At 59.2% G+C, this 14,197-nt stretch carries 13 protein-coding genes and 2 pseudogenes; 8 read left to right on the top strand and 7 right to left on the bottom strand.

Annotated elements, in window-relative coordinates:
- Positions 1-291: 291 nt before the first annotated feature.
- Positions 292-1,245, top strand: coding sequence for a GGDEF domain-containing protein (locus AC1PPK_RS24165; RefSeq protein WP_481115522.1), 954 nt, complete (start codon positions 292-294; stop codon positions 1,243-1,245).
- 110 nt (positions 1,246-1,355) lie between these two features.
- Here the strand turns inward: AC1PPK_RS24165 and AC1PPK_RS24160 are convergent, their stop codons facing one another.
- The 5 genes from AC1PPK_RS24160 to AC1PPK_RS24140 all read right to left on the bottom strand — a co-directional run bounded on the left by AC1PPK_RS24160 (position 1,356) and on the right by AC1PPK_RS24140 (position 4,006).
- Positions 1,356-2,357 carry a diguanylate cyclase gene (locus AC1PPK_RS24160; protein ID WP_481115521.1) on the bottom strand — a complete coding sequence of 334 codons (1,002 nt, stop codon included), beginning with the start codon at positions 2,355-2,357 and terminating at the stop codon, positions 1,356-1,358.
- A gap of 136 nt (positions 2,358-2,493) precedes the next feature.
- The gene (locus tag AC1PPK_RS24155; RefSeq protein ID WP_481115520.1) at positions 2,494-2,682 is read right to left on the bottom strand and encodes a hypothetical protein; all 189 of its coding nucleotides are present in this window, start codon (positions 2,680-2,682) and stop codon (positions 2,494-2,496) included.
- Positions 2,683-2,760: 78 nt separating this feature from the next.
- Entirely contained in the window at positions 2,761-3,018 is a 258-nt protein-coding gene (gene infA, locus AC1PPK_RS24150) for a translation initiation factor IF-1 (RefSeq protein WP_481115519.1), read from the bottom strand.
- A 60-nt stretch (positions 3,019-3,078) separates the two neighbouring features.
- Positions 3,079-3,441: a hypothetical protein gene (locus tag AC1PPK_RS24145; RefSeq protein WP_481115518.1), complete on the bottom strand. Its 363-nt coding sequence runs from the start codon at positions 3,439-3,441 to the stop codon at positions 3,079-3,081.
- 361 nt (positions 3,442-3,802) lie between these two features.
- The gene (locus AC1PPK_RS24140) at positions 3,803-4,006 is read right to left on the bottom strand and encodes a cold-shock protein (protein ID WP_481118264.1); all 204 of its coding nucleotides are present in this window, start codon (positions 4,004-4,006) and stop codon (positions 3,803-3,805) included.
- A 213-nt stretch (positions 4,007-4,219) separates the two neighbouring features.
- Here AC1PPK_RS24140 and AC1PPK_RS24135 point away from each other — a divergent pair, with 213 nt between their 5' ends.
- From AC1PPK_RS24135 to AC1PPK_RS24125, 3 genes are all read left to right on the top strand, one after another.
- Complete coding sequence (locus AC1PPK_RS24135) at positions 4,220-4,681, top strand: GNAT family N-acetyltransferase (protein ID WP_481115517.1); 462 nt, start codon at positions 4,220-4,222, stop codon at positions 4,679-4,681.
- A 779-nt stretch (positions 4,682-5,460) separates the two neighbouring features.
- The gene (locus tag AC1PPK_RS24130; RefSeq protein WP_481115516.1) at positions 5,461-6,534 is read left to right on the top strand and encodes a DGQHR domain-containing protein; all 1,074 of its coding nucleotides are present in this window, start codon (positions 5,461-5,463) and stop codon (positions 6,532-6,534) included.
- A gap of 94 nt (positions 6,535-6,628) precedes the next feature.
- The gene (locus AC1PPK_RS24125) at positions 6,629-7,351 is read left to right on the top strand and encodes a hypothetical protein (RefSeq protein WP_481115515.1); all 723 of its coding nucleotides are present in this window, start codon (positions 6,629-6,631) and stop codon (positions 7,349-7,351) included.
- A gap of 169 nt (positions 7,352-7,520) precedes the next feature.
- Here the strand turns inward: AC1PPK_RS24125 and AC1PPK_RS24120 are convergent.
- Together AC1PPK_RS24120 and AC1PPK_RS24115 are read right to left on the bottom strand one after the other, a co-directional pair.
- Positions 7,521-8,318 (bottom strand): annotated as a pseudogene (locus tag AC1PPK_RS24120) (transposase); the annotation flags it as partial.
- Between the two features lie 31 nt (positions 8,319-8,349).
- Positions 8,350-9,905, bottom strand: a protein-coding gene (locus AC1PPK_RS24115) for an IS3 family transposase (protein WP_481115514.1) whose coding sequence is annotated in 2 segments (ribosomal slippage) — positions 8,350-9,476 and positions 9,476-9,905 — 1,557 coding nt in all. Because the reading frame shifts where the segments join, the coding sequence is not laid out codon by codon here.
- A gap of 470 nt (positions 9,906-10,375) precedes the next feature.
- Between AC1PPK_RS24115 and AC1PPK_RS24110 the strand changes: the two genes are divergently transcribed.
- The 4 genes and pseudogenes from AC1PPK_RS24110 to AC1PPK_RS24095 form a co-directional block, all read left to right on the top strand.
- The gene (locus tag AC1PPK_RS24110) at positions 10,376-10,642 is read left to right on the top strand and encodes a hypothetical protein (protein ID WP_481115513.1); all 267 of its coding nucleotides are present in this window, start codon (positions 10,376-10,378) and stop codon (positions 10,640-10,642) included.
- Positions 10,643-10,878: 236 nt separating this feature from the next.
- Positions 10,879-12,438 (top strand): methyltransferase regulatory domain-containing protein, encoded by a 1,560-nt coding sequence (locus AC1PPK_RS24105; RefSeq protein WP_481115512.1) that lies wholly within the window; start codon positions 10,879-10,881, stop codon positions 12,436-12,438.
- A gap of 9 nt (positions 12,439-12,447) precedes the next feature.
- Entirely contained in the window at positions 12,448-13,296 is an 849-nt protein-coding gene (locus AC1PPK_RS24100; protein WP_481115511.1) for a sulfotransferase family protein, read from the top strand.
- Positions 13,293-13,940 (top strand): annotated as a pseudogene (locus AC1PPK_RS24095) (DUF4347 domain-containing protein); the annotation flags it as partial. The gene AC1PPK_RS24100 and the pseudogene AC1PPK_RS24095, both read left to right, overlap by 4 nt.
- Positions 13,941-14,197: the final 257 nt, after the last annotated feature.

The raw sequence follows: 14,197 nt of genomic DNA, 5'->3' as shown, positions 1-14,197 counted from the left end.
TTGGATTTTATTTATAGCTGTTCCTCCATGATGGCAAAGATTCGACATGGCGCAAGTCCATTCTGGTCGACATCATCTGTCCCTTACACATAACTCACCTTCGATCCATTTGCTTGGGATGGCGCATGCTCTCGACGAAGTGTCAGCCACGGCGTCCGAGCGCAGCATGACACTTCCCCCAAAGTGTGCACAAGTACCGCAGTCCCGCCCTGCGCCGTCCTTCCCTGCAAAACTTCCGCGCTAATCTCTCGGGTCATGGCGGGCCGGAGAGACCCCGCGCGAGAGAGGACGATGGCAGAAGCGCAGACTTTCAATGGTATCGACAGGCTGGAACGCAGCGACGACTGGGGTGTGTACAAGACCCTGCTCGAATCGACCAAGGCGATTCCATGGAAGATCAACTGGCAGACCAAGCAGTTCGACTACATCGGCCCGCAGATCGAAAGCCTGCTCGGCTGGCCGCGGGACAGCTGGCTGGGGGCGATGGACTGGATCGAGCGCATCCATGAGGAAGACCGGGAGCGCACCGCCAGTTTCTGCATCCGCCAGTCGGAGCAGGGCGTCGATCACGAGGCCGACTACCGGGCCCTGAAGGCCGACGGCAGCTATGTGTGGATCCGCGACGTGGTGCATGTGATCCGCGACGCGAACGGCGCCACCACCGACCTGGTCGGCTTCATGTTCGACATCACCGAACGCAAGCAGATGGAAGACAAGGTGCTCCAGCTCAACCGCAAGCTCGAAGCCCTGGCCAAGCAGGACGAACTGACCGGCATCGCCAACCGCCGGATGTTCGAGCAGACCATCGCCGCCGAATGGGCGCGCGCCCGGCGCAGCGGGCAACCGCTGTCTCTGTTGATGTTCGACGTGGACTACTTCAAGAACTACAACGACCACTACGGCCACGTGCGCGGCGACGCCTGCCTGCAGCGCATCGCCGAGGCGATCAGCGCCATGCCCGTGCGCTCCAGCGACCTGTTCGCCCGCTACGGCGGAGAAGAGTTCACGCTGATCCTGCCCGAAACCCCGGCCGACGCCGCCCTGCAGATCGCCGAGAAATGCCGCCGGATCGTCGCGGATCTGGAACTCCCCCACGCCATGTCCCCGGCCGGCATCGTCACCATCAGCGCCGGCCTCAGCACCATGGTGCCGGACGGCGCAGGTGATCACGTGGCCATGATCGAACGTGCCGACGAGAAGCTCTACCGGGCCAAACGCAACGGGCGGAACTGCGTGTGCGCGTGAGGGCACTCGCCCTTCCGGTTTGAACTGTTGAAGCCCGGACCGCTGGGAGAACGACGGGGCAGAGAGGCGTTGGCTGTACGGAACGAAAAACGCCGACGATCGAGCAGGCTCTACGCGCCGATAACCCGGTCCCGCCCGAGGCGCTTGGCCTCATAGGCCGCTTGATCGGCCCGCCGCACAAACGTCTCGGCCGTGTCATCCGCTTTCAACTGGGTAACGCCGACGCTGAGCGTACTGCCATGGGTCACTGCGTCGGCTCCGTTGCCGTTTAATTGCCGCCATTCCTCAACCAATCGCGTTGCGGCGGCGTGCGCCGCGGCCGCATTGGTCTCCGGCAGGATGACCGCAAACTCATCACCGCCAAAACGAAACAGATGGTCGGCCTCACGCTGCCATTGGCGCAGGTGTTCGGCAATCAGCCGCAGGACACGGTCGCCTTCCTGATGCCCATGGGTATCGTTGATCTGCTTGAAGTAATCGATGTCAAAGACCATCAACGACAGGGGATGGGCGTAGCGTGCGGCCCGCGAAATCTCGGTGTCGAGCACCTCATGAAACCGGCGCGAATTGTAGAGCTGCGTCAGATCGTCGACCCAGCTGAGCGCCTTGAAGCGCTCATTGCTCAAGTGCAGGGCCGTCTCGGCCTGCCGGCGCGCTGTCACATCCTGCAAGGTTTCGATCGCTCCGAGGGGCCTGCCATGCACGTCGCAGATGCGGACGGCCGTGAAATACAGCCAGCGCCCTTCCTTGCCAAAGTCGGGAAAGAAATCCTCGGCCTCATAGGTGCCGGGGATGATTGAAGAAGGCCGGAACTTGCCGTGGTAGAGCGCATCGACCTGATTGTTCGCCGCGCCATCGAGGACCAGATCGGCCATGACCATCCGGTCGCAGCCGTAGAACGCCTTTCCCTGATCCTTGGTGCCTACGATGGCCCGTGCAGACACGCCGGTCAGAATCTCGCACGCCATGTTCCAGTGGATCACCCGGTGTTCGCTATTGATCAGGAAACACGCAACGGGGAACGCGTTCAGCACCGAAGCCAGAAGCTGCAGCAATTCATCACTGTTGTGATTGCTGTCAAAGCGTTCCGTTAGAAGAGAATGCAAAAGCATGGGGCCAATGAAGTCAGTGCGGCGAATACCTGCGGATTGTCGTGATTTTACCGTGCGGGGTGCGCTTGAATGCAAAAACGTCTGGCGTTCCCGATTGGGGGCGCCAGACGTCAGGGCTTGCTACGGTGCGGCAGGCTTAAGCCGATGCCGTCCCGGAATCCGTGCCGTTCCCGTCCGCCGGCACGCCGGCTTCCGGCTCCGCCGTCTGCAAATCGCTGGCGTTGGCCGCCTTGTTCGCAAGCTTCTCGCGACGCTTCTCTTCCTGCTTCTGCTTCTTGGCCAGATCTCGCTGGCGTTTCTCGAACTGGTAGTTTGGCTTAGCCATGATGGCTCCTACTGAGGGCCCAATAGGCCGAATGAACGACGATGTTCCGCGCAGAAAGACGGGCGCGTCCGATACGTTTTAACGGCGTTGTGCCCGCGGAGCGTGGGGCGTGCGGCCCTCGATATGGCGGAAGGTGATCCGGCCCTTGCTCAGATCGTAAGGGGACAACTCAAGGGACACCTTGTCGCCGGCCAGCACGCGGATATGGTTCTTGCGCATCTTGCCGCCGCTATAGGCCACCAGCATGTGTCCGTTATCGAGGGTGACGCGAAAGCGCGAATCCGGCAGCACTTCCATCACAACACCTTGCATTTCAAGCAGATCTTCCTTGGCCATAATCGTTTCTCCAGGGGTAAATTAGGTAAGCCCGAAAGAAACGGGGCTCAGGGGTGATGCTCATTCGGTCGGCGCAAAGCCGTAGTAAGAACCGTAGGGCGAAGGCTCCGGCGCGTAGGCCGCAAGCTTGATCGCGTCCGCCAGGGTGACCTGGTTGGTGAAACCGTCGATCCCGCCGGCCTCCCCGCGCCATCGCTCTTCCACCTCTTGCTCGCTCAAACCATGCAGATCGAGGTTCTTGTCGAATCGCTCGGAGCGGTATTCGAACGCCGTATCGTGGGCAATGAACAAGGTATGCGGGCAGGCCGTAATGAGGGTCTCGTCGACCGGATCTGCACCCATGACCCGCGTGCCACAGAACGGGCAATGGACAGGGGTGTAGTAGTAAGTCTTGAGTTCGGTTCGCTGAATGGCATTGGTCATGCTGTACTCCATGTCGTGGAAACGGCGTGCGTTGAATGCAGCTCGCCCGCCGTTTGAGTCTCATCGCAGGGGCTGGATAGCGATGAAGGTCGGCAAGAGACAGACCGGCCAATTCGCGACGGCCTGATTGAGGAATCAGGCGCCACCAGGCGTCTCCACAGGGCAGGGCCCGCTATGCTCGCGTCGGAGCAGAGTGGGTGAGCCTTCGCTCTGTGCTGCGCTGGAGGGATGGATTTCTTTGCTGAGGCTGCATGGAATTCGGGAAAAACGGATTCCATGCCTGTGCCGACCATCAAGTCGGCACAAGAGCCTGCAAGCGGCTGAGAGGACTCAGCCGCCTTTGAGACAGACGCCGGGAAAATCAGGCGATCTGGATGTTGCTGGCTTGCTTGCCCTTCGGGCCGTTCGTCACGTCGAAATTGACGCGCTGGCCTTCGGTCAGGCTTTTGAAACCCGCGGATTGAATCGCGGAAAAATGGGCGAAGAGATCTTCGCCGCCTTCATCGGGCGTAATGAAACCAAAACCTTTGGAATCGTTAAACCACTTCACAGTACCTGTTGTCATATCTTGAATCTCCGAAAAATGACGGGGCATAGCCCCTGGATGGGGCGAGATCAAGAGGGCCAGGTAAAAATTGGGGGAATGCTGCCGCAGGACTGCGGATACTAGACCAACAAAATCACGACACAACTGGAAATCGCTGTGTTTCACCATACGCACTATTGCGTGACATAGCAAACTAAATCTGAAAATAAAATCAACCCTGGAGTCCTGCCCATGCCTCTTCCATTCACGCTCCGCCCCGCCCAGCCTGCCGATGCGCCCGCTATTGCCGACCTGATCGGCGGCCTCGCCCATTACTTTCTCGCCGACCCTGCCGCCGCCGAGGCGGGGGCCTTCCTCGAGAACTTCTCCGTCGACGCGGTTGCCCGCTGCATCGCCGATCCGACCATCGACTACGTGCTGGCCTGCGTCGGAAACGAACTGGTGGGCGTCGGTGCGCTACGGGGCCAGACCCACGTCCACCACCTCTTCGTCCGCGCCGACCTGCACGGCCAAGGCATTGCCCGTGCCCTGTGGCAACGCCTCAAGGCCGGCGCCGGCGACACCCCCCGCTTCACGGTGAATTCGTCCCTCTACGCCGTGCCGACCTATGCGGCGTTCGGCTTCGCCCCCGCCGCCGAAGTGCAGGCCAGGAACGGGGTACGCTATCAACCGATGGCGCTGCAGGAAGCCTGAGCACAAAATTTCGAACACGTCCGGGTTCGGAACGAAGTGCTCGACCTTCCGATTTGAAATGTCGGGGCACGGACTTGAACTTGTTCAGCTCAGACGTGGACTCGATATCCCCGGACCTGAACTTTTGACGCGGCGAGCTGAGCTCGAGATCCTCGGCGATGAGCTATCGATGCTCAGAGGGAAGCTTTTGATGCTCGGAGGGAGGCTGCCTTCAATCGGAGGGAGGCCGGCTCAACGTTGATTTGAACTTGTTCAGCTCGGAGCTGAGCAAGTTCAAATCGGAGCATCAAGGGTGGGGCTCAGAGGGAAGTGATCGCGGCTGGGAGGGAAGTGGGTTCAGCGTGGAGGGAGCTGCACTGCGTGAAAAGCACCAATGGTTGGGCGTGGGGGGCAGTGGGTGCAATGTTCTGGTCGGTGAGTGCTGCTTGGCCCAACGACATTGGGTCCGGCGGTTGAAGTGAGTGGAGAAGGAGCGCATAGTCCGACGGCATCGCGTTAGCCTGTTGAGGTTGGGGGCAGCTTCTCTACCGAAGCTGCCGGAGGTCATCTCTAACGGGTACGGCTATTGTTGGAGCTTGAGTAGCCAGTTGTGCTGCAGTGATGAACGTCCGCTAAAATGCATCCATTTTGAATGTGTCTGGCTAATTTATGGCGTTCAAAAAGGGGCCGAGAAAAGATGTGTTTGCCAATTCGTCTGTGTAGTATATCAAGGATGTATCCCCGGCGTTTGGGGGCGCTCAATCGCGGTTTTGATAAACTGAACAAGAGTTTGAGGTCGTATGGCTAAGGAAAAAGAGAAGCAAACTCACGATAGCTACCAAGCTCCGTATCTCGAGACGCAATTTGGAAACATTCCAGCATTCACCCTCGCGATGAAGGCGAAACACCTGATATCGCTCCACTACGTTGCTGTGAGGGGACGTGACAACGAAGAAGGCGCTGTGCAGCGCCCGCTCAGCGTCCGTCGCATAAACGATATCCGCAACTATATCCTAGAGGGGAATACATTCTTTAATTCATTTATTCTCAACTGGACAGACGAAAATTTTTTGCCGATTTTTTCAGAAAGAACAATTAATGTTCCGTTAGTTCCGTCAGCCGCACAAGTTATCGACGGTCAACATCGGATTACTGGCTTAAAGCAGGCAGTTGAGACAAATCCGGATGTAGGTGAGACCGATTTATTGGTAACGATGTGCATTGGGTTGACTACATCCCAAGCCGCCAAAATCTTCCTGAATATCAATACTGAGCAAAAGCCGGTGCCAAAGAGTCTAATCTTTGATCTCTTTGGGGAGGTGGTTGATGATGAGAATCACGCAATCAACCGCGCAGCGGATCTTGCAAGGGATTTGAATGATGATCCGGAGTCCCCGCTATATAAGCTTATTAAGTTTCCCGGCGCGCCAAGAGGGCAAGGTAATATCGAGCTCTCAACGTTTGTTTCGAGCTTTAAGGATCATCTAAAGCCCCAGGCTGGAACGTTTTATACGTACAAGATTAGAACTTTCGATAGACAAAAAGCGGCTATTTCGAATTTCTTTCAAGCAATTCGCGACTATTATTCGGAAGCCAAGATTTGGGATGTTCCCTCAAAAAATCCTTTCTTAAAAGCAGCTGGATTCAATGGGGCGGTTGATTTTTTTATTGAGTCACTTGTCAAACGCTGCGCAGAAAAAGGCTCGTTTTCAGTAGCAGTTATGAAGCAGTTCATCGGGTTGGATAAAGAGGGACTGGTGACTTGGGAGGAGTTGCGAGGAAAAGATGGCAAGACAGCCCGAAAGACCATCAAAGATCTATTGGAAAGCAATCTTTTAAATTCACTGCCAGACCATGACGAGTACGAGTTCTGATCGATTTCAAGTTCAGCAACTTATTGAGTCGGAGCTTGGGTGTAGTGATCCGGAGCAACTGAAAGCATATAAGTCAGCATTCGAGTCACTTACCGTGAGTCAAGCGCTGCAGGGGCCGCTCACTGTAGCCTCTTGTGAGGATGCTGCGGGTTTGTATTTCAAGGCACTTCTCAGTATAAGCGAAGCAACTCTCGCTCTATCCCGTGGGTATCACTCATGGGCGGTTGTAAAGCTCTATTATTCCGTATTTTTTCTTACTCGTTGCGTATTTGCTGCACGTTCATTGGTAATTGTTAAATGTTCAGGGATATATACGCTGAAAACTACTGTTGGGGCAAGTCCTATCAAGCGTGATAAGGGAAAGTTTCGTGGTCAAGACATTCGAGGTGATCACAAAACGGTACTTGCTACGTACGTTAGCGAAGTCGGATGTAATGATAAAATTCTATCAAATAAGATAGGCGATGATACTGTATTCGAGTGGATGATGAAAAAGCGCGAAGATGTACATTATCGTGCGCCAACATTTTCCGAGCCGAATCTTCAAAATTTCGAATCGTCTATACTTTGCGATGGCAAGTTGGCTTATTGGGTTGAGCAATACTTGTCAGATGCTGACTTCCTTTACTGCTTTCAGGAGGATCATTGTTGTCTAGCTACTGCTCTTAAGTTTGCACAGCAAGCCAAGTCAGAGCTGACTACGTCATTTGTGGGTCAAAACCTATTATCGGAAAAGCAGGTTGGTGTAATTGAAGCCATGCTAAGTACCACAGGATTATGGGAGATAGCCAAGTTCAGGAGTCTAGGTGGCTTATGACTGGTACTTTCATGACGGCGCTGTACTGTGATTGTAGGGACCGTAGCGCTTGCTGAAAACAAGGCGGATGGTGAGCCGCGTTGCGGCTTTTTTTTTTCCGTGCCCCCTTGGTGCGTCCATGATCAATGGCGGGCCGGGTCGGCGCGCGTCAAGCTAGTTGTCGCCTGATTCATGCAGCTCTTTGCTGTTTATTCCCCATGGCAAGGACTACGTCTCGCTCGGGATTGAGAGTCACCACGGTGATGGGTGACCAGTCCCGGGTGTTGCCCGTCCAGCGCGCAGGATGGCGCGCTCGTGCCTGGGCATAGAGTGCGTGACGCGCCGCCAGGATCGCGTGATCCTCGCCCGCATGGCGCTGGGCCGGGCTCACGTAGCGGATGCCGCTGTGGCGATGCTCGACGTTGTACCACTGCACGAAACCGCTGGCCCAGGATCGGGCGGCTTCCAGATCCTCGAATCCCCTTGCCGGAAACTCGGGTCGGTACTTGGCCGTGCGGAACAGCGCTTCGGCGTAAGCATTGTCATCGCTGACCCGGGGCCGCGAGTAGGAAGGCTTGATGCCCAGCCAGTGGAGCATCGCCAGCACCGTGGTGGCCTTGAGCGTCGCGCCGTTGTCGCCGTGCAGGATGGGCTTGTCCGCCAGGGCGGCAATCCCTTCGGCCAGCGCCGTGCGACGCACCAGATGGGCGGCGTGTTCGGCGGCGTCGGTGCCGTGCACTTCCCAGCCGACGATCTTGCGGCTGTAGAGATCCAGGATCAGATACAGATGGAACCAGCGCCCGGCTACCGTGGCCGGCAGATAGGTCATGTCCCAGCACCACACCTGGCGCGGTGCGGTGGCGATGTGGGTGCTCGGCGGGCGGGAGGCTGCGGGGGCTTTGGCGCGCCCCCGATGCGTCGTCTGGCCCGCTTCGCGCAGGAGACGGTGGAAGGTCGATTCGCTGGCCAGATAGACGCCTTCGTCGGCCCGGCGCGCGTCAAGCTAGTTGTCGCCTGATTCATGCAGCTCTTTGCTGTTTATTCCCCATGGCAAGGACTACGTCTCGCTCGGGATTGAGAGTCACCACGGTGATGGGTGACCAGTCCCGGGTGTTGCCCGTCCAGCGCGCAGGATGGCGCGCTCGTGCCTGGGCATAGAGTGCGTGACGCGCCGCCAGGATCGCGTGATCCTCGCCCGCATGGCGCTGGGCCGGGCTCACGTAGCGGATGCCGCTGTGGCGATGCTCGACGTTGTACCACTGCACGAAACCGCTGGCCCAGGATCGGGCGGCTTCCAGATCCTCGAATCCCCTTGCCGGAAACTCGGGCCGGTACTTGGCCGTGCGGAACAGCGCTTCAGCGTAAGCATTGTCATCGCTGACCCGGGGCCGCGAGTAGGAAGGCTTGATGCCCAGCCAATGGAGCATCGCCAGCACCGTGGTGGCCTTGAGCGTCGCGCCGTTGTCGCCGTGCAGGATGGGCTTGTCCGCCAGGGCGGCGATCCCTTCAGCCAGCGCCGTGCGACGCACCAGATGGGCGGCATGTTCGGCGGCGTCGGTGCCGTGCACTTCCCAGCCGACGATCTTGCGGCTGTAGAGATCCAGGATCAGATACAGATGGAACCAGCGCCCGGCTACCGTGGCCGGCAGATAGGTCATGTCCCAGCACCACACCTGGCGCGGTGCGGTGGCGATGTGGGTGCTCGGTGGGCGAGAGGCTGCGGGGGCTTTGGCGCGCCCCCGATGCGTCGTCTGGCCCGCTTCGCGCAGGAGACGGTGGAAGGTCGATTCGCTGGCCAGATAGACGCCTTCGTCGGCCAGCATCGGAACGATGCGCGCCGGCGGCAGGTCGGCAAAGCGGGCGTCGTTGGCCACCTGCAGCACCGCACGCCGCTCCGCCTCGGTGAGGGCGTGGGCAGGCCGGGGGCGCAGCGTTGCCGGCCTGAGGTCACCGCGCACGAGGCCGTCCTCACGTTTCCAGCGCTGCAAGGTCCGCAGCGTGATGCCCGCCACCTTGCAGGCTGCGTCAAGACGCGCTCCAGCCCCCTGGGCTGCCTCGATGTTCCGGACCTTCATCCGGCGATCTTCCAGGCCGATCATGCGTCCTCGTCCCTGTCCTTCGGAAAGATCGCCTCGAGCTTTTTTGAAAGCACCAGCAGCGCTGCCGCCTCCGCCAGGGCCTTCTCCTTGCGGCGCAATTCCCGCTCGAGCTCCTTGATGCGACGCCGATCCTGCTTGGTCTGCAAGGGGCTGGCACGGGCCTCCTCGGGCGTTGCCAAGGCTTGCGTGGCTGCCTGACGCCATTGGGCCAGATCCTGCGGATAAACCCCATGCTCCCGGCACCAGGCATTCCGGGCCGTCTCATCGAGGGCCGCAGTGGTGAGCACCGCCTCGAACCGGGCCGCCGCTGTCCAGGCCCGCTCGCGAGCGGGCCTGGACAGCGCATCACTCCTCCAACGCTCCAGCGTCGCTACGCCCACGCCGATCTCACGCGCAACGGCCTCCACCGTCGCGTTCTCCGGCGGCAGCAATCTCGCCACCGCCCTATCCTTGAATTCCTGTCCGTATCGCGCCACGTCGTTCTCTCATCATCGCCCCCGAATTTAGGATTCTATCGAGGCGACAACTATTCTGACGCGGGAGGATCCCCCGTCACCCGCCTCCCTTGACGCCCCCGCAACACCCGTCCGATACTCCCGTCCGTCGCTGAAACAACAGCGATCAGGTTTGGCGACCTGCTGAAAACAAGGCGGATGGTGAGCCGCGTTGCGGCTTTTTTTGTCCGTGCACCCTTGGTGCGTCCATGATCAATGGCGGGCCGGGTGGGGAGGGCTTCGGCCCTGCCGGTTCCTTGTTTCCGGTTCGCCAACCCTGCTTTGGCCCGCCCCCCGTTTGGCGACGGAGAGCGGAAGTGTTCCAAACAAGGAGTCCGCACCATGGTCGTTTCCACCCTGGCGTGCGTCGGTTCGCACGCGTCCATCCGTAATGCCGTCGTAATTGTTCCGCCTTTTCCGCGCCGGGCGCGGGGCGAGGGGAGGGCGCTGCGATGAATACGCCGTTCACTTTCCCCGCGCCGGCGGGGCCGTTCTATCGGCTGGCCGAGGAGGCCAATGCGCTGGCCATCGTCGATCAGCTTTCCGCCCGTCAGGTGCAGTTGCTGTCCTTGCTGGCCATGACCTATGGCGACGCGGGGGATGCCTTCCGGCGCATGAATCCGACGCTGCAGGACAATTACCTGTGGGCGTGCTCGATGCTGGCGCAGGAGATGCGCGATCTGTTCGAGGCGCTGCGGGCGGCTGAGAGGACGTCCTGATTGGCCCGTGCCCGGACGCGTTCCGGGCGCGGGCATTTTCGTGGCGGCGGTGAGGATTCGCGATGGTTTTTCCTCGGGATTCAGGGAAACCGGCGAGGTTTCGTCAGGTACAAGCATGAACTTGTGAAACACGCCGCTCGTTGCCCGCTATCGGGCGGATTGGGCTTGCCGGCTTGATGCCATAATCGCGCGGAATTACAACCGATGCTGCCGAGAGAAAGGTACGAGGACGAGCGATGAATGACTGGACTGCGGGCTATGTGGCCGATATTGGGTATACCTATGGCTATTACACGGAACTGAATCCGCAGCGCGCCAGGCTCGCGTTCCTGTATCAGGGGCTCGTGTTCCCCGAGGTGGGGAGTGCCTGCGAGCTTGGCTTTGGTCAGGGCTTGTCGGCCAATCTCCACGCCGCGGCCAGTGTCGTGCAGTGGTGCGGCACCGATTTCAACCCCAGCCAGGCAGGCTTTGCGCAGGAACTCGCCGCCGCCTCCGGTGCTGGCGCCCAGTTGTTCGACGAGGCCTTTGCCGATTTCGCAGCGCGGACCGATTTGCCCGACTTCGACTTCATCGGCCTGCACGGCATCTGGAGCTGGATCTCGGACGAGAATCGCCAGGTCATCGTCGACTTCGTCCGGCGCAAGCTCAAGGTCGGGGGCGTTCTCTACATCAGCTACAACACGCAGCCGGGCTGGGCGTCTTTTGCGCCGATGCGTCATCTGCTCACCGAGCATGCGGAGGTTCTGGGAGCGGAGGGGCACGGTATCGTCAAACGGATCGACGGTGCCCTGGCTTTTGCCGACAAGTTGCTGGGCTTGAACCCGGCTTTCAGCCAGGCCAATCCCTTCGTGGCGGAGCGCCTTCAGAAGCTCAAGGAGCATAGCCGCCAGTACCTTGCGCATGAGTATTTCAACCGCGACTGGCATCCGATGCATTTCGCGACAATGGCCAAGTGGCTGGCGCCGGCCAAGCTCGATTACGCCTGCTCTGCGCATTGTCTCGACCACATCGAGGCGCTGAGCCTGTCTGGTGAACAGCAGGCTTTCCTGAGAGACATTCCCGACCCGATGTTCCGCGAGACCACGCGCGATTTTCTGATCAATCAGCAGTTCCGGCGCGATTACTGGGTCAGGGGGGCGCGCAAGCTCAATGAGTTGGAGAGGGCCGAGGCCCTGCGTGCTCAGCGGGTAATCCTGACCACTGGTCGCCCCGATGTGTCGCTGAAGCTTCGTACCACGGTGGGGGAGGCAACGCTGACCGAGTCGGTCTATCACCCCATCCTCGATCTGCTCGCGGATCATCGGGTGCGTAGTCTTGGCGAGATCGAGCGCGCCGTGGCGGGCGCAGGACTCAGCTTGAGACAGATCGTCGAGGTGGTGATGGTGCTCACCGGCGCGGGGCACGTGGCGATGGTGCAGGACGACCGCGTGATTGACCGGGCCAGGCCGCAGACCGACCGGCTCAATGCTCACCTGTGCCGGAAAGCACGGGGGAGCAATGAGCTTGGCTTCCTGTCCAGCCCGGTGACCGGTGGGGGGATCGCCCTGAACCGCTTCCAGCAGTTGTTCCTTGCCGCGCATGCGGCAGGCAAGGAGGAGCCGGCCGAGTGGGTACAGGACGCGTGGCAAATCATGGCAGTCCAGGGCCAGCGACTGGTTGTGGAAGGCAGGACGCTGGAAAGCCCTGAAGAGAACCTCGCTGAACTGACCGCCCGAGCGAGAGCTTTCGCCGCCAAGCAGCTCCCCATCCTGAAGGCGTTGTTGATCGCCCGGGTCCGATCAACTGAATCCTCCTGACCCTCTGACATGAGCGCACATCGTTTTCATTTCATCAGCGGCCTGCCGCGTTCCGGCTCGACGCTGTTGTCGGCCATCCTGCGGCAGAACCCGTGCTTTCAGGCCGGCATGAGCAGCCCGGTAGGCGGCTTTGTCAGTAGCCTTTTGGCTCAGGTCAGTGCCGGCAGCGAGTTTGCTGCCCAGGTCGACAACACCCAGCGCAAGAACCTGCTGACCGGCTTGTTCCATTCCTATTACCAGGGGGAGCAGGACAAGGAGGTCATCTTCGATACGAACCGCCTGTGGTGCGCCCGCATGCCTTTGCTGCAGGATCTGTTTCCGGAAGCCAAGGTGATTGCCTGCGCGCGCAATGTCGCGTGGGTGATGGACAGCATCGAGCGCAAGTACCGCAGCAACCCTTACGAATACACCAAGCTGTTTGGCGGTAACCCCGGCCGCAGCACCGTCTACCAGCGCCTGGAAGGGCTGGCGCAGCACGAGCAGCTGGTCGGCTTTGCGTGGGCGGCCCTGCGCGAAGCCTTTTACAGCGAGCATGCCAGCCGCCTGCTGGTGGTCGATTACGATTTGCTGGCCCAGGCACCTGAAAAAGTGATGCCACTGGTCTATAGCTTTCTAGGCGAGCCGTATTTCGAGCATGACTTTGAGCATGTCGAATATGACGCACCGGATTTCGACCTGCAGCTGGGCGTTCCGGGCCTGCATCGCGTCCGGCCCAAGGTCAGCTTCAGCGAGCGCCGCTCCGTCCTGCCCCCGGACTTGTTTGAAAAATACTCCAAGATGACTTTCTGGTCAGACCCCACCGGAAGCTCTGCCAACATCATCGCCCCGAAATCACCTGCCAAGGAAAGTGCCGCATGAGCCCCAGCCTGAACGATACCAATGACATTGAAGTGATTCGTGGATCCCAGGAAGCATCCTCCTGCGCAGAGCAGACCGGGGTCGATGTCGGCAGCATCTCCATATTGACAGATCCACTATTGGGACAAAGCCGGTCAGTTGCCGACACTGCAGAAACAGGGCGAACGGAAATTGTTTTCATCGAAGACAATGTGGGGGACATCGCCGCGCTTCTAGCCGGCATCGGTGCTGGCCGAGAAGTTCATGTCCTCGATTCCTCTCGGGATGGGTTGGCTCAAATAGCCGAGATTCTGGCGGGGCGCACAAATATCGATGCCTTGCATCTGATAACCCATGGAGCCGAAGCCTCGGTGAATCTGGGCTCGCTGCTGCTCGACAAATCCAACCTGGCAAGTCACCAGCAGGAATTGCAGAGCATTGGAAAAAGCCTGAGCAGTGACGCAGACATCCTGCTCTATGGCTGCAACATCGGCGCAGGTGCCGGAAGACAGTTCGTCGACTCCCTGGCCGTGATAACCGGTGCAGACATTGCCGCATCCAACAACCTCACCGGATCCAGCACCCTAGGGGGCGACTGGAACCTGGAAGTGACCGAGGGAAAGATCGACACCCCGGTTGCTATTGATGGAGCCCTCTCGAAGCTTTACCTGGATGTGCTTGACGCCACGAATGTCACCGCTACTTTTGGCACGTCTGGAAATTTTGCAGACAAAGGCGGCACAACTTCATCAGGTGATGTGATTTACAAGGTCAGCGGAAGCGCGAATTATCAGCTGACGCTGAATGGCGCAACCCGTGGCGTTATATCGTATGGCAATGGCTACTTGGTGGTTGACCCCTTAGCAAAAGATGAAACCTCGCTGACCATTTCATTTCAAGGTGGAAACTTATTCACGCCTTC

This window comes from Zoogloea sp. JDB1, from assembly GCF_056724025.1.
The sequence above is the reverse complement of the archived record's forward strand: the minus strand, read 5'-3'. Positions and strand labels throughout refer to the sequence as shown.